Annotated in this window: 13 protein-coding genes; 7 read left to right on the forward strand and 6 right to left on the reverse strand. The window is 34.3% G+C overall.

Annotation, left to right across the window (positions count from 1 at the left end):
• From GR162_RS07545 to GR162_RS07555, 3 genes are all read left to right on the forward strand, one after another.
• The coding region (locus GR162_RS07545) for a gliding motility-associated C-terminal domain-containing protein (protein WP_160781618.1) at positions 1 to 4480 on the forward strand (4480 nt) is incomplete at its 5' end.
• 597 nt (positions 4481 to 5077) lie between these two features.
• Positions 5078 to 5998, forward strand: a complete 921-nt coding sequence (locus GR162_RS07550) for a type IX secretion system membrane protein PorP/SprF (protein ID WP_160781619.1) — start codon at positions 5078 to 5080, stop codon at positions 5996 to 5998.
• Between the two features lie 113 nt (positions 5999 to 6111).
• Entirely contained in the window at positions 6112 to 8001 is a 1890-nt protein-coding gene (locus GR162_RS07555) for an OmpA family protein (RefSeq protein ID WP_160781620.1), read from the forward strand.
• 80 nt (positions 8002 to 8081) lie between these two features.
• Here GR162_RS07555 and GR162_RS07560 read toward each other — a convergent pair whose 3' ends face one another.
• The 4 genes from GR162_RS07560 to GR162_RS07575 all read right to left on the reverse strand — a co-directional run bounded on the left by GR162_RS07560 (position 8082) and on the right by GR162_RS07575 (position 12985).
• On the reverse strand, positions 8082 to 9074 hold the full coding sequence (locus GR162_RS07560) for an AraC family transcriptional regulator (RefSeq protein ID WP_160781621.1): 993 nt from the start codon (positions 9072 to 9074) through the stop codon (positions 8082 to 8084).
• A gap of 33 nt (positions 9075 to 9107) precedes the next feature.
• Positions 9108 to 10088, reverse strand: a complete 981-nt coding sequence (locus GR162_RS07565) for a helix-turn-helix domain-containing protein (RefSeq protein WP_160781622.1) — start codon at positions 10086 to 10088, stop codon at positions 9108 to 9110.
• Between the two features lie 471 nt (positions 10089 to 10559).
• Positions 10560 to 11888, reverse strand: coding sequence for a sigma-54 dependent transcriptional regulator (locus GR162_RS07570; protein ID WP_160781623.1), 1329 nt, complete (start codon positions 11886 to 11888; stop codon positions 10560 to 10562).
• 5 nt (positions 11889 to 11893) lie between these two features.
• Positions 11894 to 12985, reverse strand: coding sequence for a sensor histidine kinase (locus GR162_RS07575; RefSeq protein WP_160781624.1), 1092 nt, complete (start codon positions 12983 to 12985; stop codon positions 11894 to 11896).
• A 962-nt stretch (positions 12986 to 13947) separates the two neighbouring features.
• Between GR162_RS07575 and GR162_RS07580 the strand changes: the two genes are divergently transcribed.
• The gene (locus GR162_RS07580; protein ID WP_008467641.1) at positions 13948 to 14385 is read left to right on the forward strand and encodes a hypothetical protein; all 438 of its coding nucleotides are present in this window, start codon (positions 13948 to 13950) and stop codon (positions 14383 to 14385) included.
• A gap of 656 nt (positions 14386 to 15041) precedes the next feature.
• Positions 15042 to 15218, forward strand: a complete 177-nt coding sequence (locus GR162_RS07585) for a histone H1 (RefSeq protein WP_008467640.1) — start codon at positions 15042 to 15044, stop codon at positions 15216 to 15218.
• Positions 15219 to 15324: 106 nt separating this feature from the next.
• Here the strand turns inward: GR162_RS07585 and GR162_RS07590 are convergent, their stop codons facing one another.
• Positions 15325 to 16077, reverse strand: coding sequence for a response regulator transcription factor (locus GR162_RS07590; protein ID WP_008467638.1), 753 nt, complete (start codon positions 16075 to 16077; stop codon positions 15325 to 15327).
• A gap of 207 nt (positions 16078 to 16284) precedes the next feature.
• On the opposite strand from GR162_RS07590, the gene GR162_RS07595 reads away from it, so the two are divergent.
• Positions 16285 to 17463: a serine hydrolase gene (locus GR162_RS07595; RefSeq protein ID WP_160781625.1), complete on the forward strand. Its 1179-nt coding sequence runs from the start codon at positions 16285 to 16287 to the stop codon at positions 17461 to 17463.
• Positions 17464 to 17538: 75 nt separating this feature from the next.
• Here GR162_RS07595 and GR162_RS07600 read toward each other — a convergent pair whose 3' ends face one another.
• Complete coding sequence (locus tag GR162_RS07600) at positions 17539 to 18579, reverse strand: GntR family transcriptional regulator (RefSeq protein ID WP_066035194.1); 1041 nt, start codon at positions 18577 to 18579, stop codon at positions 17539 to 17541.
• A gap of 385 nt (positions 18580 to 18964) precedes the next feature.
• On the opposite strand from GR162_RS07600, the gene rhaT reads away from it, so the two are divergent.
• Positions 18965 to 20014 (forward strand): L-rhamnose/proton symporter RhaT, encoded by a 1050-nt coding sequence (gene rhaT / locus GR162_RS07605; RefSeq protein WP_008467632.1) that lies wholly within the window; start codon positions 18965 to 18967, stop codon positions 20012 to 20014.
• Positions 20015 to 20020 lie beyond the last annotated feature (6 nt).

Here is a 20020-nt window from a genome sequence, read left to right on the forward strand (position 1 = left end):
AGTGTCGCATGCAGGCGGATGCGATAATACATACACGACTACAGTAACGGTAAACCCAGATCCTGTAATTAATATAACAAACCCAAATGTGGTCTGCGACGGTACAACGGTAGATTTATCTGCCCCAGCCGTAACAGCAGGAAGCGCGGCTGGTTTAACGTACAGCTATTTTGCAGATGCCGATGCAACGGTTGCACTGGTAAATTATAGTGCAGTGGCAGAATCTGGCACGTATTACATAAAAGGAACCAATGCAAACGGATGCTATTCTGTAGTGCCGGTTGTGGTTACGGTTAATCCATTGCCTACAGCAAATGTTGTGGCAACAGGAGCGGTCTGTCTGGGAGGAATTTCTCCAGTGGTTACCTTTACAGGAGCAAACGGAACGGCGCCTTATACTTTTACTTATAATATTAATGGAGGTAGTAATTTAACTGTATCAACTGTATCTGGAAATTCAGTAAATGTTGCAGCTCCTACGGCTGTTTCAGGAAGTTTTGTCTATACTTTGGTTAGCGTGCAGGACAGCAGTTCAACAGCCTGCGCCCAGACTCAAAACGGTTTTACAACGGTAACGATAAATCCGCTGCCAACTGCAGCAATTTCAGGAACAGCTACGATCTGCCAAAACGGTACAGCGCCAGCAGTTACCTTTACGGGAACTGGCGGCACGGCGCCTTATACTTTTACGTACAAAATAAATGGCGGAGACGATCAAACCATAACGACAACTTCTGGCAATTCGGCAACTGTTGAAGCTCCGACAGATAGCACAGGAGATTTCGTCTATAGTTTGGCAAGCGTAAAAGATAACAGCAGTACAGCCTGCACGCAGACCCAAACCGGAACAGCGACAATTACGGTAAAAACATTGCCGACAGCTGCTATTTCAGGCGCTGCAGAAGTCTGCAAAAACGGCACATCGCCGCTTGTAACCTTTACTGGAGCAAACGGTACGGAGCCATACACATTCAAATATACGGTTAATGGAGGAGCGGAACAGAGCATAACTACAGTAAGCGGCAGCTCTGTAACTGTTGCAGCACCTACAAATGCATCAGGAGACCTTATATACGAACTTGCAAGCGTAAGTGACAATTCTTCATGCGGGCAGCCGCAGACCGGTTCTGCAGCCATTAAAGTGAATGAGCTGCCTACGGCAACGATTTCAAGCACGGATTCAGAAGTCTGCCAGAATGATGCAAGCCCTGAAATAACATTCAGAGCATCGGGAGGCTCTGCTCCGTATACGTTCAGATATAAAATTAACGGAGGAGCCGACCAGACCGCTTCCACATCAGGAGGAAGCACAGCGACAGTTTCAGTTCCAACGGGAACGGCGGGAACCTTTATCTATTCTCTTGTGAGCGTTACCGAGGGCAGCACAAATGCATGCGAACAGCTGCAGACGGGCTTTGCAACGGTAACAGTTAACCCTACGCCAACAGTAGCGATTACTAATCCAGCAGCAGTATGTTCAGGAACTTCTGTAGATTTGACAGCGGCAGGGATAACGGCAGGAAGCACAGCAAATTTAACATATGCTTATTTTACTGATGCTTTAGGCACAGCTGTTTTGGCGAATCCAAGTGCAGTAACGGCAGACGGAACCTATTACATACAGGGTACAACGGCATCAGGATGCAAGTCTGCTATTGAACCAGTAACAGTAACGGTTAACCTGACGCCGACAGTAGCAGTTACCAATCCTGCGGCCGTATGTTCAGGCACATCTGTAGATTTAACGGCAGCAGCTGTGACAGCAGGAAGTGTTGGAGTGGCATCGTATGCCTATTTTACAGATGCGGCGGGAACATCAGCTTTAGCCAATCCTAATGCGGTAACAGCGGATGGCACGTATTATATTCAGGGAACATCGGCAGAGGGATGCAAATCTGCAATACAATCGGTAACGGTTACAGTAAACCCAACGCCAACGATAGCAATTACTAACCCTGCAGCCGTATGTTCAGGCATATCGGTTGACCTTACAGCGCCAGCGGTAACGGCAGGAAGTGTTGGAGTGGCATCGTATGCCTATTTTACAGATGCGGCGGGAACATCAGCTTTAGCCAATCCAAATGCAGTGACAGCGGATGGCACGTACTATATTCAGGGAACATCGGCAGAGGGATGCAAATCTGCCATACAATCGGTAACGGTTACAGTAAACCCAACGCCAACTGTAGCAATTACGAACCCTGCAGTCGTATGTTCAGGCACATCTGTAGATTTAACGGCAGCAGCTGTGACAGCAGGAAGTGTTGAAGTGGCATCGTATGCCTACTTTACAGATGCGGCGGGAACATCAGCCTTAGCCAATCCTAATGCGGTAACAGCCGATGGCACGTATTATATTCAGGGAACGTCATCTGAGGGATGCAAATCAGCAATTGAGCCTGTAGTGGTGACAGTAAACCCAACACCAACTGTGGCAATAACAAATCCTGCAGCAGTATGTTCAGGCACAGCAGTTGACCTGACAGCAGCTGCGGTAACAGCAGGAAGCACGGGAGTATCATCGTATGCTTACTATACAGATCTTGCAGGAACATCAGTTTTAGCAGATCCAGCTGCAGTAACAGCGGGGACCTATTATATTCAGGGAACGTCATCAGCGGGATGCAAATCTGCAATTGAGCCGGTAACGGTAACTGAGAATGCCTTATTAGCATTAAACGGCACAGAGTCTACGCTATGCGCGGCAGACGGAACGGGCTATGTCTTGAGCTTCAGCGTTACAGGGCAGGCGCCTTATACGGTAACTGGTACAGGAGCTCCTGGAACATGGAATGGAAATGATTGGACTTCTGATAAAATTTTGGCAGGAGTAGATTATAATGTAAGCGTTGCAGATGCTAATGCTTGTAACACAGTTGCTGTAGCTAATATAGCGCCAATCTGCTGTGTGTATGAAGTTTCAGTGCCAACATTCCCAGTTACGGCTATAACATGTTATGATCAAATGCCTACTGCGACAAGTCTGACAAAAGCAGAATACGAAGCCTTAGGAAACGGAGATGGAAAAATTGGAGCTATCCCATGCGGAGTGATTGAGATTACGGCTTCAAACAGCTCTGAACCGTCATGTAACGGAGATGTAACTAGAACTTACACAGTAACAGAATATGCCGATCCGAACAATAATAAAGTGAGAGATGCGGGAGAAGATACCGTATTGAACACGACATCTGTAACACAGACCTTCACGCTTGAGAGAGCAGATTTTGTAATGCCAGCAGATCAAGGAAGGACTGTAGCTTGTGCTTCGGCAGTAACAGCACCAGTGGTTCCAGAAGTGCGAGATAACTGCGGTAATGTATTAACGCCATCTGCACCAGCTATTTCGGCAGTGCCATCTTGTAACGGTGTTGAAACTTACACATACACCTTTACAGATTGTGCAGGAAATAAGCATGATTGGGTATACACCTATACGATCGATAATACGGTTGCGCCGCAGGGCACGGCACCGGCCAATCTTACAGTCCAGTGCATTGGAGACATTCCCGTGGCGAGCATAAATGCGGTAACTAACCTGAGCAGCAATTGTAACAATTCAGTAACGGTAACAGTAGCAGACACCAATAATGGAGGCTCGGGATGCAGTTCCAGCCCTTATATTGTAACCAGAACCTATACACTGACAGACTGCGGAGGATTGAAAACGGAACTGGTTCAGACCATCACAGCGATAGATACAACTAAACCAGCCTTTGTTGGGGCATTGCCCGCAAATGTTACGGTAGAATGTTCAGCGGCTGTTCCTGCGGCGGCAACGCTTACAGCGACAGATAACTGTTCGGCGGCGACAGTAAGCTACAATGAGGTGAAAGTAAATGGAAGCTGTTCAGGAAACTACCAGCTGATCAGAACCTGGACGGCATCTGATGCCTGCGGCAACCAGACCGTGCACACGCAGACTGTAAACGTTGCAGACACGACAGCACCTGTTTTTGTGGAGACACTTCCTGCAAAAGAAGTTTATGCAAATTGCGATACCATCCCAGATGCTGTCACGCTTACAGCGACAGACAACTGCAGCAGTGCGGCTGTAAGTTATAGTGAAGTGAAAGCAGAGGGAGACTGCACGGGAAGATACTCTTTGATCAGAACATGGACTGCGGAAGATGAATGCGGCAATCAGAATAAGTTCACGCAGACCATTTATGTATCATGTCTGGAAGTATTCAATGCAATATCACCAAACGGAGATGGCATCAACGATACTTTTGTAATTAAAGGCATCGACTGTTTTCCAAATAATACGGTTACAATTTACAATCGATATGGTGTTAAAGTATACGAGAAAAAAGGCTACGACAATGTAACGAATCCTTTTGAAGGGTTCTCAGATGGAAGAGCCACAGTACTGAAAGGAGACAAACTTCCAACAGGAACCTATTTTTATACTTTAGAATATGAAGATAACGGAAAAATGGTTCAAAAATCAGCATATCTTTATATAAATAATCAATAATAATATAAAAAAAGGACTGCTTTTGCAGTCCTTTTTTTATATTATTCATTTCTAAAGCCGAATGAAGCCGAAGTAGTGAATCAGAAGCAGAAAATTTTAAATAAAAAGATGTCTTATTATACAATTTTAAAAACTTTTATTGATAGTGTAAGTAATATGTATATAGGATATTTGAATTATAAATTACCATAGTAGATATCGTTTTTGGAATTGATTCCTATTCTTGGTTTTTAATAATTTGATAGCAATGAAATGAGAGGATTTATCCTCTCATTTTTTTTGATTTTTAGTAAAATGCTATGAGATGTTTTTTTTGATGGAGAGAAGCATAGATTTTTTTGATTTGATGCAATTAACTCTACCATTGTAAATTACTAATTCATTTTTGAAGGATGTTTTGTTTTTAAATGATTGATAGATAAGAGCTTAATTTTTTGTGTTTTAGAAAAACATTGTCTTAATCTGTTGTATTAAAAACTTTTACTGGTAATATAAATGTGAGAATAGAAGGAATTTTGCGCCATAATATTTTGCTATAATTATTAAATAACCAGAAGTAGTAATCATTAATAATTTAAAAAAAATAATTGGTAAGTAATGAAAAAAGTTTTAAAAGCAGCAATACTATTGTTTTTTGGAATTTGGAGTGCTTCTGCACAGCAGGAATCCCAATATACACAGTATATGTATAATACGATGACCTTCAACCCAGGTTATACAGGATCAAGAGAAATACCTACGGCAATGGGGTTATACAGAACTCAATGGATTGGTCTAGATGGAGCTCCAAAAACAATGAATTTTTCTATTCAGTCGCCTGTTGGAATGCATAGCGGTTTAGGCTTAAACGTTGTAAGCGATAAAATAGGACCAACAACCTCTACAGGAGCAACACTTAACTATTCTTATACTATTTACGGAAGCACAGATGTAAAGTATTCATTTGGTATTTCTGGAGGATTCAACAATTTTGATGTGGATTATACTAAATTAAAAATGCAGAATCCTAATGACCCTTATATGTCAGGACAGGTTTCGAAGTTTTCACCAAATGTTGGTGTTGGATTTTATATACATTCTTATAACTGGTATGTGGGGTTATCGTCTCCACAGCTGTTAAGAACCTCTTATTATAATGATGTTAAAGGTAAGGAAACAACCTATTCATCAAAATCGCATGTTTATTTGATAGGAGGCTATGTGTTCGATTTAAACCCATATTTGAAGTTTAAACCAGCGGCATTAATAAAAGCAGTTCCAGGAGCACCGATCGCTGTAGATGTTTCTGCAAATTTCCTTTTCAATGATAAATTTACTATTGGTGCTGCATATCGTTGGGATGCTGCAGTAAGTGCACTCGCAGGTTTTCAGGTCACAGATGGTATTCAAATAGGCTATGGATATGATTACGATACTTCTAATATTGGTAATTATAATTCTGGCTCACATGAAATTTTCTTAAGATTTGATTTGATAAACAGATCAAAATCGAGATTAGTTACGCCAAGATTTTTCTAATAACATTTAATACCAAAAAAATAATCATGTGTAGTAAAAATATAAATTTTGTTTTTGTTTTTTTGATTGCTTGCCTATTTAGTATAGGAAATATAAATGCTCAAAATAAACAAATGCAGAAAGCAAATGAAGCATATAATAGATTTGCTTTTATTAAAGCGATTAAATTATATGAGGGCCAGCTAAGCAATGGAAATAATTCAATTGAGCTGTATAAAAGGTTAGGAGATTCTTATTATTATAATGGAAACTATCCAGAGGCTGAAAAATGTTATGCTAAGGTTGTAAATTTTTCGACTAAATTTAATCCAGAGTATTATTTCAGATATGCTCAAACTTTAAATAATGCTAAGAAATACAATGAAGCAGAAACAGTAATGAAATCTTATTATGCTAGTTCTGGCAAAACAGATTTAAGCAAAGACTGGAATGAGACAAAATTAATGGATGGAATTAAAAGACAATCTGGTCGTTATAATTTTAATTCAGTTGGAATTAATACTCCCGCTTCAGATTTTGGAGGTTCTTTTTATGGTGAAAATAAAGTATTGTATACTTCTGCAAAAGATACAGGAGTAATTTTTAAAAGAAAACACAGCTGGAACGAAAAAGCATTCTTAAAATTGTATGAAGCTGAAATTACAGCTGATGGCGGACTACAAAATCCAATTCTTTTGAAGGGAGATATCAACACAGCCTATCATCAAAGCTCTCCTGCTGTTACCAAAGACGGGAAAACCATGTTTTTTACAAGAAACAATTATATTAACGGAAAACTTGGAGAAGATAAAAAAGGAACAACCTATTTGAAGATTTATACTGCACAGAATATCGATGGCAAGTGGAAAAATGTTAAAGAGCTGCCTTATCCTATAAATAGTGATGGTTTTTCTTCTGCACACCCTGCTTTAAGTCCAGACGAAACACAATTGTTTTTTGCTTCTGATCGCAATAACAGTTTCGGAAATTCAGATTTATATGTAGTAAGTTTGAAAAATGGAGTGCTGACTAGTAATGATGTTACCAAATTGGGTGACGAAATTAATACTCTTGGTAGAGAAACATTTCCTTTTATGGATAGCTCAGGAATATTATATTTTGCTTCTGATGGGCATCCTGGACTTGGTGGATTAGATATATTTGCAGCAATTAAAGACAGTAATGGAAAATACCATGTTGTAAATTTAGGAGATGGTGTTAATAGCGCTTCAGATGATTTTGCCTATACTTTCAATTTCGAGAATAAAAAAGGTTATTTTTCATCAGATAGAAATGGAAATGATGACATATACGGTTTTACGGAAAACAAACCTGTAACTTTTGATTTTGATTACAGATCAACAGTTTTTGGTACTATTACCGAAAATGGACGTCCAATAGCGGACTTTAATGCGCAATTGTTTAATGCAAAAGATGAAAGTATCGCTACGCTTAAAACAGATAGCCAAGGAAAATATGAAATTTTATTAGACCCGTATCAAAACTATAAAGTGGTCTATACAAAACAACATTATGCGGATAAAACTTTAAACACAGGATTGCTAAAACCTTTAGAGAAAAAGGAAATGAGTTTTGAAATAATTAGAGAAATGGAAGTTGTGGTAGAAGGTGAAAAAGTAAAAATCAAGGATGGTGACGATTTGACAGAAAAGTTAAAACTAAGTCCAATTTACTTTGATTTTAATGGATATAATATTAGACAATCATCTCAGAAAGAACTGGGTAAAGTTATAGCCTTAATGAAAGACCGTCCAAATATTTCGATAAAAGTAAATTCATATACTGACAGTAGAGGAAGGGATGAATTTAATATGAGACTTTCCCAAAATAGAGCTAAATCTACAGTGGATTATATTGTAAATGCGGGTATTTCAAAAGATAGGATTAGTGGAGAAGGTTTTGGAGAAACGCACTTACTAAACCATTGTTTGAATGGGGTTATATGTTCTGAAAAAGAACATGAAGTTAATAGACGTTCAGAGTTTATAATTAGTTTCAAATAAATAGAAACCGGTTATTTTTTGACTAACCGCTGTTTATCGTTTTATTGGTACAGCGGTTTTTTATTACTACATTTTCTGTTTTAGCGGGCTTTTTTTACAAAATCGTCTATGGGTTTTCTATTTAGTTGCTCATAATATTTAGTGTTAAAATAGTTGAGTTTTGTATAGTTCAATTCATACATGACTTCAGATAAGGTTGAATACTGTCCGCTTTTCAAAAGTTTTTGGGCGAATTTCATTTTCTCTTCTATAAAATAATTTTTTGGGCTGTTTTGAAAACGTTTTTTGAACAGGCTTTTATACTTAGACGCTGACATTCCCGCCATGCTTGCCAGAAATGTTAAAGAAGGAAAAGGACCATGCATATTATTTAGCAGATAGTTTTTTGTCTTCTCCATAAATTCATTTTCAATCTTGGTAAGTTTTGTATCCTCATGTTTTGATTCATAAAATTTATTAAAGAAATTGCCCAGCACTTTTAATGAAATTCCTTTTATATATGAATCATATGAGAGATCAGTAACATCCTTAGTCTTTAAAGAGTTGATTAGTAGTATGCTGTTGCTGTCGATATTGCCGTAATGGTAAAAGACTTTTTTTGTTGTTTGATTATGATTAAAGGCATTTTCCTTTTTTTTAAATTTCTCAATAAAATCATGAAGCAGCTTTTTATCAATAAGCAGTCTTAGAGCAATAATCCTTTCGTTTACCGTTGGTATGAATGTGCTTTCTATCTGATTGTCAAGAATAGCTAAATCCAATTGATTGAAAGCGCCAATTTCATAATCAACCTCGTCGATTTTAATCAGATTGATATGTTCGCTCAAATCAAAATGGAAAATATATAATTCGTTTTCAGATTTTTTTCTTGTCAGTTTAAAAGGTGCTAATGGCGTTACATCAGCATAAACAACTGAAATGCCTTCCATTACTGGAGAAAAGTAAAAAAAGCCTTTTCCTATATCATCGGGGAGAATAATAAGCTTATCCTGTATTAGCTCTGTATTTAGTTGTTTTGCTAAATCGTATTGCCATTCGGGCGTTAAACTGTAATAATGCGTAACTTTTCTCATAGACTTAATTTATTTCTCATTATTGATAGAGCTTTACAGCTGTTTACAAAAGGACTTAGGAGATATCCCGAAATGTTCTTTAAATTTTGATGCGAAATAAGAGTTATTAGTAAAATTTAGCTCATCTGAAATTTGTGAAATAGTCAGCTCTTTATTTTCAAGAAGCTCTTTGGCTAGCAAAAGTTTATTTTCCATGAAAAAAACATTAGCGGTATTTCCAGTTATTTTCTTAAACAAAGTCTTAAATTTTGACTCTGACATATTACACATTTTGGCCATATGTGTAATGCTAGGAAAGTGATCTTTCAAATGATCAATCAAATACATTTGCATCTTGATAATGTGGCTTAAATCTGTTTTGTTGACAGTCTGGATAATGATTTTTTTGGTGGCTATTTTTTTTAGATAATTTGAAATCAATAAATGCACAGTGCCTTTAAGATGCAGATCGAAAATAGCTCCTCCCACTTCCAATTTTCTAAGATCGTTTAATATATGAAAGCTATCGCTGCTCATTCTGTCAAAGCGAACCATTGTGTTTTCTTTAGGATCAAGTATGGCGTCAATGTTTTGAATTACAATGTTGTTCTTTTGAGTAAAGGTTTTTATCATACTCTTTTTTATGAAAAGACATAAAGCAAAAGTTTTGCTTCCTTTTGTTACATTATACTCAGATTCCAGCGATCCGTCGATTACAGCTAAATTATAATTCCATCTGCCAACATTATAAACAAGAAAATCGGTGCTTACAGTAGCTTCACCTTCTGTGAGATTGTAGTAAAATCCAACAAAATCCTGGTTCAAATTCTGCTGTATCAATTTGAAGTTTCTTTTATATTCTACATTTATGTAGTAGGCAAAAATACCTTCGCCACAGTCTAAAAAATATCGAATTCCTGTTTGGGAGTCCTCAGGCAATTTGATAAAGTTTCCTTCAATTTTTCCTCCAATTTGTGCAGCATAATGTTCTACCCAAGAAAGATCAGCATCATAATAATGTTTAATTATTTTCATGGAAATGTGGATTTGTATTATAAAGTTAAGTTTTTTAATAAAAGAAATGTATTTTTTGTTGTATAAGTTATTGATAATTAGAAGTATGCTAATTGTTGATAACTTAAATTGCCATAGCAATACGATAAAACTTAAAAGTTTGGGGTAGTGTTATGAAATCGTCTTAACTTTTTTGTGGTAAAAATACTATAAATATAGTTTTTAAGAGTGATTAAGAAGTAAATTAGAATTAGGAACTGAGAAAAATTTGATTGTATTTTAAAAAAAAATGTGCTTGAATACTTTTTGTGTTCTAGTTTGATCATTTTGATAATGATTTTGATTTATTTTAATACTTTTTTGCCTTTTAAAGGCAAAAGATGTGCCTCTTTTTATAGTATTTTGTAAATCAGTATATTGTATTCAAGCCTTTTCTAAAATATACAAATAGTATAGGTAAATTTTGAATAGCTGAGGAATATATCCCCATTTTTAAAGGATTTTTTGATTTAAAGTCTTTCTGTCAATTTGAAGTATTTGAGCTGCTTTTGTTTTGTTGTTGTTGACAGCTGTTAAGACTTTTATAATTTGTTCTTTCTCGTATTCTTTTAAGGATTTGAAAATAGTATCAGACGAAGGAATGTGATATTTTAAATGTTCTGGAATATGATTCAAAGTGATGTTGTCATCGTTCATAATAACCAATCTGTGAATAACATTTTCGAGTTCACGCACATTTCCGGGCCAGCTGTATCGCTGTAAGACTTCAATTGCTTTGTCATTTATTTGAATATTTGCTTTTTTATATTCTAGTGAATATTTCTCAATAAAAAGATTTATTAAGGATTGCAAGTCTTCTTTGCGGTCTCGCAGAGGTGTCGTTTTAATATTAATCACATTTATTCTGTAATACAAATCTTCTCTAAATAAACCTTTTAAAACCAATTCTTCCAGATTACTGTTTGTCGCAGACAAAATTCTGACATCAATTTTTTCTGGTTTTGTAGCGCCGACCCTTAAAATTTCTTTTTCTTGGATTACACGCAATAGTTTAACTTGTACAGACATGGGAGCATCTCCAATTTCATCTAAGAAAATAGTGCCTCCAGAAGCGGCCTGAAATAAACCTATACGACTTTCTGTCGCACCTGTAAAGGAACCTTTTACATGGCCAAACAGTTCTGATTCTATTAAGTTTTCAGGTATTCCCGCGCAGTTTACAGCAATAAAAGGTTTGTCAGCTATTTTGCTTGTAAAATGTATGGCTCTGGCAATCAACTCTTTTCCAGTACCGCTTTCTCCCTCTATAAGAACAGTTGCTCGGGTATCTTTCACACGATTTATCGTCTCGATTAAATCTTTAATTTGCTTCGAGTTTCCAATAAGATTGCCATATGCATTTGCATTATTTAATTCTAAAGAAAGGTCCGGAGATTTAGAAGCGGGTATTCTTTTCTTCAGTGAATCTAATATCGCCTTATGAAGTTCTTCGCTTGTAAATGGTTTTGTCAGATAATCTAAAGCGCCAGATTTCATAGCATTAACAATATTATACACAGAAGGTATTCCTGATATAACCAATTTTGGTATTGCTGGATAATGTTCTTGCGTATATTTTAGCAATTCTATGCCATTAATGTTTGGCATATTTAGGTCACTTATTAATAAATCTATTTCTGAGTTTTTTAAGACTTCAATAGCTTCATTTACAGAAGAAGCTTTGTATGTACGGTAGTTAAAAGATTTTAATTGTCTTTGAATTAAATCCAGCATATCATTGTTATCATCGACAACCAATATGTTTTCTTTTCTAAAAGTCATGATATTTAAGATAAAGGGATTCGAATGGTAAAAATCGATCCGCTTGGAAAATTGTTTTGGAGCGTAATCTCTCCGTTATGATTTTTAATGATGCCATGAACTACACTCAAACCAAGACCGCATCCATAATTGACAGGTTTGGTTGAAAAAAAAGGTTCGAATATTTTTTCTTTTATGGAGTCAGGAATCCCTGTTCCGTTGTCTTCAATTTTTAAATACAAATTAGCATCATCATCATTAACTATTATTTTAATAATGCTCTTTTCAGGTGATGCATAAATGGCATTTATAAGAAGATTAAAGAGAACTTGGGTGATTTGAACAGAATCTACTTTCGCCATAATATTGTCGTTCTTGAAAACTAATTCATGCCTGATTGATTTTTTCTGAAAATTGGATTTTAGGAAGGAAAGAGCAAAAACGATGATTGGTTTTAGCTCCTGCAATTCTAATTTTTGTGGCATTTCACAAGAAAAGAACATTAGTTTTTTGACAATTTCGCGCGAGTAAATAACGGAATTGATAATTATAGAAATATCAGCACCAATTTCAGGATCTGAATTTTGTTCCTTTATCAGTTCTGCAAAACCTAGAATATTGCCCAACGGCGTATTCAGTTCATGAGCTATTCCTGCAGTCATTTCGCCTAATAAAGAAAGGCGCTCCATGCGTTCTATAGTTTGCCGCAATGCAGCTTTTCTTTCTAAGGTTTGATACTTATCAACATAATTTCCTATTTCTATTGCAATAGTATCAAGAAGCTTTTGTTCATCATCACTAAAATCACTTAAATTGTATTTTTTTGATGGATAATGCACTTTAATATGGCCATAGTTTGTTTTATTTACAATGATAGTGCTGGACTGAAACACGGATAGTTCCATAATCTCAGATGTCGACAAATGATAATCTTTAATATGAAGTTCGACCACACATTCTGTACTATAACGCCATGCATTTTTTGTACTTACAATTATGTCGTAAAATGTTTGAATATTTATTGAATTCGATTTAGAGATGGTTTTAGAAATATCATATAGACAAGTAAGCTCTTTTATTTTTTCTCTTAAATTCTCCTCAGTTGACTGTAAATACATTGTAAGAAATTATTTATAATAATTTTAGATTAATTTCAAAAATAATTAAATAATCTTAACCAATAAATAAAAGCTTGCTTAATATTAACTATTTGAAAACAAAATAAATAGGTGTCTTTTTTATGTCTTATTTTGTTGTTTTTATGTCTTATTGGAGCATTGATTGATAATAAAATTATATATAGAAAAATCGTACTTTTTGTTTGCTTTCAAAAAGTGGTTTTACAAAGTAAAAATTAAAAAGTCTTATTATGATATTTTAAAAACTTTTAGGTCTACTCAAGAGAAAATCTTAAAGATAATTTTGTGTTCAGACTAATCTGAGACAAAATCATGAATACCACAAACTTTTTTTTAGAGTTTCCTCTAAATTTTTCTGAAATAAGGAAATTGAACAAGATGTATTTCGAGCATTTGTTTAAGCAACGTGTTATTTTTACTTCAATATTGATTTTACTACTTCTCATTTTTTCTGATTTCATCAATATTAATTTCGAAGATGACTTTTTTCTCTGGTTGATAAGAAGTCTGGGCATAATTGTTTTTTTTGTCGTTTTCGAAAATTCCTTTGTAGATGCCGTTTCAGGAATTACTTTTCAGATAGCAAAGCGATTATTGAGATTTAAGAATCTAAATAGCAGATATAAGTTTGTATTTACTAATTCTAAGCTCTGCATTAGATTTCCTTTAGGAAGATTAACGCATAAATGGACGACAATTGAAAAAGCAATTCTGACTAAAAACTTTTTGTTTTTATACATAAAAGAGCAAAACAATTATATTATTTCTATTTCCAGAAAAGATTGTAGAAAAATGGAAGAGCTGTTGGCTTTTGTTGAACAGAATGTCATACACGTCATAAAAGTTTAAAATTAACCTTATAGTGTCAGTTTTATGGCATATTAGGGTTATTATTAATTATTTTCCGATTTAAGTTTGTAATGTTTTTAAAAATAGGAGAGATGCAGAAGGAAAAAGTTTTAGTATTTGACAGCAAAGGGATTTTCTTAAGGATGTTCAAAAGAAGGTTTAAAGAAGAGTTCGATTTTGTGGAAAATTCTTTTTTTGACAAAACGGTAACCACAGAATCTGATCGGATTGTTTTTGTAATACATAATCATAACGAATTGCTTAATTTTCTGTCGCAGGAGAAAAGAGGATCCAACGTTTTAGTTTGCTTATTTAATTTACAGTTCTATAGAAGTTTATCGTTTTTGGAAGGAACAAATAATTTTATTTTGTTTGATGAATCAAAAACTAGAACTGAAATTTTAAAGGAATTAAAGGCCTTTTTTGATAATAAATTGGATTCTAATACAATTAAAAAAAGTTTATTACCGCCAAATGTTTCTTACCGAAAGTTTCAGGAATATTACAAGGCAATGTACTTTTTGATGTAATTTATTTTATTTTTTATATTTTTTCACTCGTACACTTAATAGAAATGGTACTTTCAAAGCAGGATAAATGTTGTTTTTATCCTGCTTTTTCATTGTTTGATTAATTCTTAGAAAAAACAGCTTTCTGCAAAACTAAATGTTGAAATAAAGTATTTTCAAATAATAACTGGTTTACTAAAAGTATTAATTTTAAAGACACATTTTTAGATCTTGCAGATAAGATGTAAAAGTGTGATTAAGCAATTTTAGATTTTGAAAATCTGAATCTATAAAAACTAAGATTAATAAAAGCATTATTGACGTATTTGTTTTAAAGAATATGTACCTCAATAAAACTCTTATTGAGTAAATTTTCCTTTTTTGAGGATTTTTTACGCTCCAAAAATTAACAAATAGAAGAGGTATAGGCCATCTTTTTGAATAAAGTTACTTTTAATTTTATACTTTCTACGGAGTACTAAAACAGTTGTTATAAAAATACTTTTAAAGTAAGTGTTTGATTGTTAATGCGTTGTGTTTGCTGGCATTTTAGAAAAAAGCGAAGTCAATTTATTGTAAAGAAAATGAATGAAAAACTGCATTAAATTTAACAGCAAAATTGTTGTAACTATCACACAAACTTTTATTTTTGTGACTTAATTTAACAATATATAAGCATGAAAGATTTATTAGTAAAAATCAACGCCGAAATTGAAACATTCAAAGCTGAAGCTGAATCTTTGACTGAAAAAGGAATTAAAGCTGCTGGACCAAGAGCACGTAAATCGACTTTGGAAATTGAAAAACTTTTAAAAGAGTTTAGAAAAGTTTCTATCGAAGAATCAAAAAAATAATACAACTAACCCCGCTATAAAGCGGGGTTTTTTATATAACTATTAATGAAAGAAGGAAAAAAAACTTAGCATCTTAAAACCTTAGCAACTTAGTGACTTAAAAAAATCATATCCACTTTAGTTTCGTAGCAATTGAGCATGCCTCTGCCGTATTGTTAACTTTCATTTTTTCCAGAATATTTTGCCTATGGCGACTCACAGTATTAATGCTAATAAAAAGTAGAGCAGCTATTTCTTTGCTTTGCTTTCCTGCCTGAAGCATTTTAAGGATTTCTTTTTCTCTTGCAGAAAGAAAAAATTCATTCTCTTTTTCGTTTTGTTTTACGATATTTCCATTCGCCGTATTTAGAATCGCACCTTCGTATTGTAATGCTAAAGAAAAATCAAAATTATAAAGGCAAAGCGCTAATTCTACATCTTCATAGTCATTTGAAAAATAAAACATTTTGTGCTGCAAAGATTTTCCAGACGTTTTATCATTCATTCTTAATCTGCTGATTACGCAAAAATCTTTTCGCTCCTCTACAGGAATGGTTTTTATAAACTGAAAAAAATGAAGTTCTAAAAGATATTTTTGCAATACGTCATCAGCATTTAGTTTGCCAAAAAGTTCTTCTTCCCAAATACTCTCAATTTCCTGTACCTGATCTTTTTTAAAAATACCAAGTTCTTCGGAAATTTTTCCAGAATAAATATAACTTTTGTTATTATACAAATCGCTTAGGACAGCAATCCCGTTTTCTAAATCAGCAAATTTCTGTGCAATTTCCTGAAATGCTTTTAAATCCTGCATAGGCAAAGTGCCCGAGTTTTTTTGCTCTAAAAGCTGTTTGCTTAAATCATCTTTTATGTTTTTCATAAAAATGGTTATTTATCAGTATTGTCTTATGCTTTTATGGCGAATATATTTGTGGGATTATAGGACTGAAATATAATAAAAAATGGTATTTAAACTAATCATAAAATTCCTAATCATTTTATTCGACTTATTATCAAGCTCTTTTGCAAATGCCGTTCAATAGAGTTTGATGTAAAGCAGAAGTAATTCTTAATACTGAACCAAATCATGAAAAATCTTTTTTTAACTATTTCTTTTATAACTATCATTTCTGTTCAAGGACAGAATTCCACAATAAAAAGACTCGATGGGAGCACAATTTCGTCGGATAGTTTGACAGCCACAATTGAAAGTCTTATGGCTAAAGCCGACGTAAAAGGATTAGCCATATCAGTTTTTAATTCTAAAAAACCTATATACACCAAAACTTTTGGTTTTGGTAACGTCGAGGCTAAAAAGAAATTAGAACTGCAGACCAATCTTTACGGAGCTTCTTTGAGCAAAGCAGTATTTGCTGTTTTGGTTTTGAAATTGGTTGACGAAGGGCTAATAAGTTTAGATAAACCGCTTCAGGATTATCTTCCTAAACCTATATACGATTATGATTTTAAAGTATGGCATGAAGATTTTAAGGAATTGAAATCGTATCCCGAATATAAAAAGATTACAGCCAGAATGTGTCTAGACCATACATCGGGATTGCCGAATTGGCGATGGTTTGAGCCGGATGAAAAACTGAAAATTAAGTTTGAGCCCGGAACCCGATATAGTTATTCGGGAGAAGGACTTACTTATCTTCAGGTGGTATTAGAAAAAATTACAGGAAGAACTTTAGAAGATTTGGCTCAAGAAAAAGTATTCAAGCCGTTGGGAATGACTAATTCAAGTTATCGCTGGCAGGAAAAATTCGAAAAAGATTTTGCCTATGGATATGATAATGATGGAAAGATCCAGGAAAAAGACAAAGACAACGCGCCAAGAGGAGCGGGAACGCTAGAAACTACGATTGAGGATTATAGTAAGTTTATAACGGCTGTTTTAAACAAAAAAATACTTAGCGCTAAGTCATATAAAGAAATGTTCAGTCCGCAGATTCGTATTCGTTCCAAAAATCAGTTTGGACCTGGAGCGTTAGAAGACGGAAATTGGAATGATAAAACAGAGCTTTCGTATGGCCTAGGTTGGGGAATAGTAAAAACACCTTATGGATATGGTGCCTTTAAAGAAGGTCAGGGATCAGGTTTTCAAAATTATAGCATTGTATTTTCAGACAAAGGCATCGGTATGCTGATTATGTCGAACAGCTATAAAACAGGCGAAATAATGAAATATTTACTGGAAACAGGAATAAAAGACACTTATACGCCATGGGAATGGGATCAGTACATTCCGTATGATAAAAAATAAGATGCTAAGGTTCTAAGATGCTAAGACTCTAGATTAAAAAAACTTAGTATATAAGCATTTTAGAACCTTAGTACCTTAAATAGAATTTCTATCAATAAAATTAAAAGGAACTTTTACCTGTGCTTTTTCTTTGTTCAGAATCATTCTCGCCGCTGTTTCTCCCATAATATTGAAATCGGTAGACATAACGGTAATACCCAATAATTCTTTTAGCGGAGTGTCGTTATAAGAAATGACGCCAATCTCTTTTCCCAAAACAAATTCTTCATCACGAATCTGCTTCATTAAATTCACTAGATCAGACTCTTCAATGGTGATAAATAAATCTCCTTTTTTAAGAATCATATCATCATAAACCTCACTTAGAATTTCAAAATTAATTTCATGTTCCACACAGAATTTTCTAAATCCGTGTAAAATTCGTCTAGGATAAGGGTAAACAGCTTTATCCGGGTATACTAGAATTAATCGTTTATATTTTGCAATTTTAGAAAGACCTTCTTTTAAGGCATTATAAATATCATTTTCAAAATCCTGATAAATCTTAATGACATCGTCACCCGTTCCTAATTTAATGTTATCTAAAATAACCAGTTTTTCTTGCGGAATTTTTTTGATGGCGCTTACCACATCATCAGTAAAACTTAAATGCCTTAATTCGTCTGTCTTAAAGTGCGTTGTAATGACATAATAATCGTAAGCTCCTTCAAACTTATCTAAGATATTCAAAAATAAAGTTTCGTCGCAGTGGTAAATTTGAAGATCAACATGAGCGTTGGCTCCTAGAGTATCAATGAATGAACTATAGGTTTTCATTTTATAAGAACTCAATTTGTTGGTCAAAAACAAAATATTGACTTTAGATTCTAATTTTGTTCGGGTAATATAATAGCCTTTTCCTCTAATCGAAGAAATGATTTTTCTTTCTTTTAAAATGTTATAAGCTTTCTCAACAGTATCACGAGACATATAAAACTCTTCGCTGAAACTATTTATAGAAGGAATTTTTTGATTGATTTTTAAATTTCCGTTAGCGATGTTCTGAAGAATAGAGTCTACAATCTGCTTGTATTTAGGAACTCGAGAATCTTCATCTATTTTAATAAGTTTAATCATGTTCATTTTGAGGAAATCTGTCTCGTATTTCAACGTGACTCTTTTTAATTCTAAATAATTTAAAAAAATCTCTTCTATAAAAAGAATCTGTTAAGCAGAATCATTTTTATAATGAAAAAGAGAAATTGACAAGGCTTGTAATCTTTTTTTTATGATTTCTGAATTTTAACCCAAATGAAGAATTAATAATTACGAAATCGATTGCTAAAATAGCCATTTTAAATTTATTTACCCAATAATTGCAAGCCCTTATTTCTAATAATCTTTAGTTTTAACAAAAAATATGAAATCCGTAAAGGATAGTACAGGACAGTTTTCTTTTTGACATTCTCTTATTTTACAAAACCAAATACTAACAAACCTAACCTAAACCAAAAACAATAATATGGAATCATTATTAGGAATCATTTTTCATTCTATCGGAGGATTTTCTTCGGGTAGTTTTTATATGCCTTTTAAAAAAGTGAAAGATTGGGCTTGGGAAAGCTATTGGCTTGTGGGCGGATTTTTCTCTTGGCTGATTGTTCCGCCAATTGCAGCTTACTTAACGATTCCAAATTTTACTGAAATTATTGCAGCAGCTTCTCCATCAATAAAAACTTTCACTTTTACAATGGGTTTAATCTGGGGAATAGGCGGTTTAACTTATGGTTTGGGCGTTCGCTACTTAGGAATGTCTTTAGGAAACTCCATTACTTTAGGATTTTGTTCTGCATTTGGAGCTTTAGTTCCGTCAATTTATTATGATATCGTTCCGACTGAAGGCAAAATATCATTCTCTCATATGCTTTCTAATTCTGGCGGACAGCTGGTTTTAATAGGAGTTGTAGTGTATCTGATTGGAATTGCAATCTCAGGAAAAGCAGGAATGCTGAAAGAGAAGGATTTTGCCACTGGCCATGAAGATAAGGACAAAGACTTCAATTTAGTAAAAGGTCTTATTGTAGCCGTGATTTCAGGAATTTTAAGCTCATTCTTCAATTATGGAATTGAGGCTGGAAAATCAATGGCAGAACATGCTGTAATAAATGGCGCTAATCCGTTATTTCAAAATAACGTGACTTATGTTGTGCTGCTTTGGGGAGGACTTACAACCAACTTTATCTGGTGTCTTTATTTGAATTTTAAAAACAAATCAATTAAAAATTATACCGACAAATCTACTCCAATAACAAAAAACGTTTTGTTTTCTGCTCTTGCTGGAACCATGTGGTTTTTACAGTTTTTCTTTTACGGAATGGGAGAAAGCAAACTTGGAAATGGTGCCAGTTCATGGATTCTTCATATGGCAACCATCATTTTAACGGCAAATTTTTGGGGATTTTATTTGAAAGAATGGAAAGGAGTTTCTAAAAAAACATTAAGAACTTTTTTCTGGGGAATTGGGCTTATTATGCTTGCAATCGTTTTGGTAGGAATTGGTAACTCATTATAAATACAA

The sequence above is a fragment of the Flavobacterium sp. HBTb2-11-1 genome (genome assembly GCF_009826975.1).
Taxonomy (GTDB): Bacteria; Bacteroidota; Bacteroidia; order Flavobacteriales; family Flavobacteriaceae; genus Flavobacterium.

Excerpts from the sequence above, each read along its gene's own strand:
- rhaT (WP_008467632.1), top strand. The coding sequence starts at position 18,965 with ATGGAATCATTATTAGGAATCATTTTTCATTCTATCGGAGGATTTTCT.
- GR162_RS07560 (WP_160781621.1), bottom strand. The coding sequence starts at position 9,074 with ATGAGAAAAGTTACGCATTATTACAGTTTAACGCCCGAATGGCAATAC.
- GR162_RS07550 (WP_160781619.1), top strand. The coding sequence starts at position 5,078 with ATGAAAAAAGTTTTAAAAGCAGCAATACTATTGTTTTTTGGAATTTGG.
- GR162_RS07595 (WP_160781625.1), top strand. The coding sequence starts at position 16,285 with ATGAAAAATCTTTTTTTAACTATTTCTTTTATAACTATCATTTCTGTT.
- GR162_RS07580 (WP_008467641.1), top strand. The coding sequence starts at position 13,948 with ATGCAGAAGGAAAAAGTTTTAGTATTTGACAGCAAAGGGATTTTCTTA.
- GR162_RS07575 (WP_160781624.1), bottom strand. The coding sequence starts at position 12,985 with ATGTATTTACAGTCAACTGAGGAGAATTTAAGAGAAAAAATAAAAGAG.
- GR162_RS07565 (WP_160781622.1), bottom strand. The coding sequence starts at position 10,088 with ATGAAAATAATTAAACATTATTATGATGCTGATCTTTCTTGGGTAGAA.
- GR162_RS07600 (WP_066035194.1), bottom strand. The coding sequence starts at position 18,579 with ATGATTAAACTTATTAAAATAGATGAAGATTCTCGAGTTCCTAAATAC.
- GR162_RS07555 (WP_160781620.1), top strand. The coding sequence starts at position 6,112 with ATGCAGAAAGCAAATGAAGCATATAATAGATTTGCTTTTATTAAAGCG.
- GR162_RS07570 (WP_160781623.1), bottom strand. The coding sequence starts at position 11,888 with ATGACTTTTAGAAAAGAAAACATATTGGTTGTCGATGATAACAATGAT.
- GR162_RS07585 (WP_008467640.1), top strand. The coding sequence starts at position 15,042 with ATGAAAGATTTATTAGTAAAAATCAACGCCGAAATTGAAACATTCAAA.
- GR162_RS07590 (WP_008467638.1), bottom strand. The coding sequence starts at position 16,077 with ATGAAAAACATAAAAGATGATTTAAGCAAACAGCTTTTAGAGCAAAAA.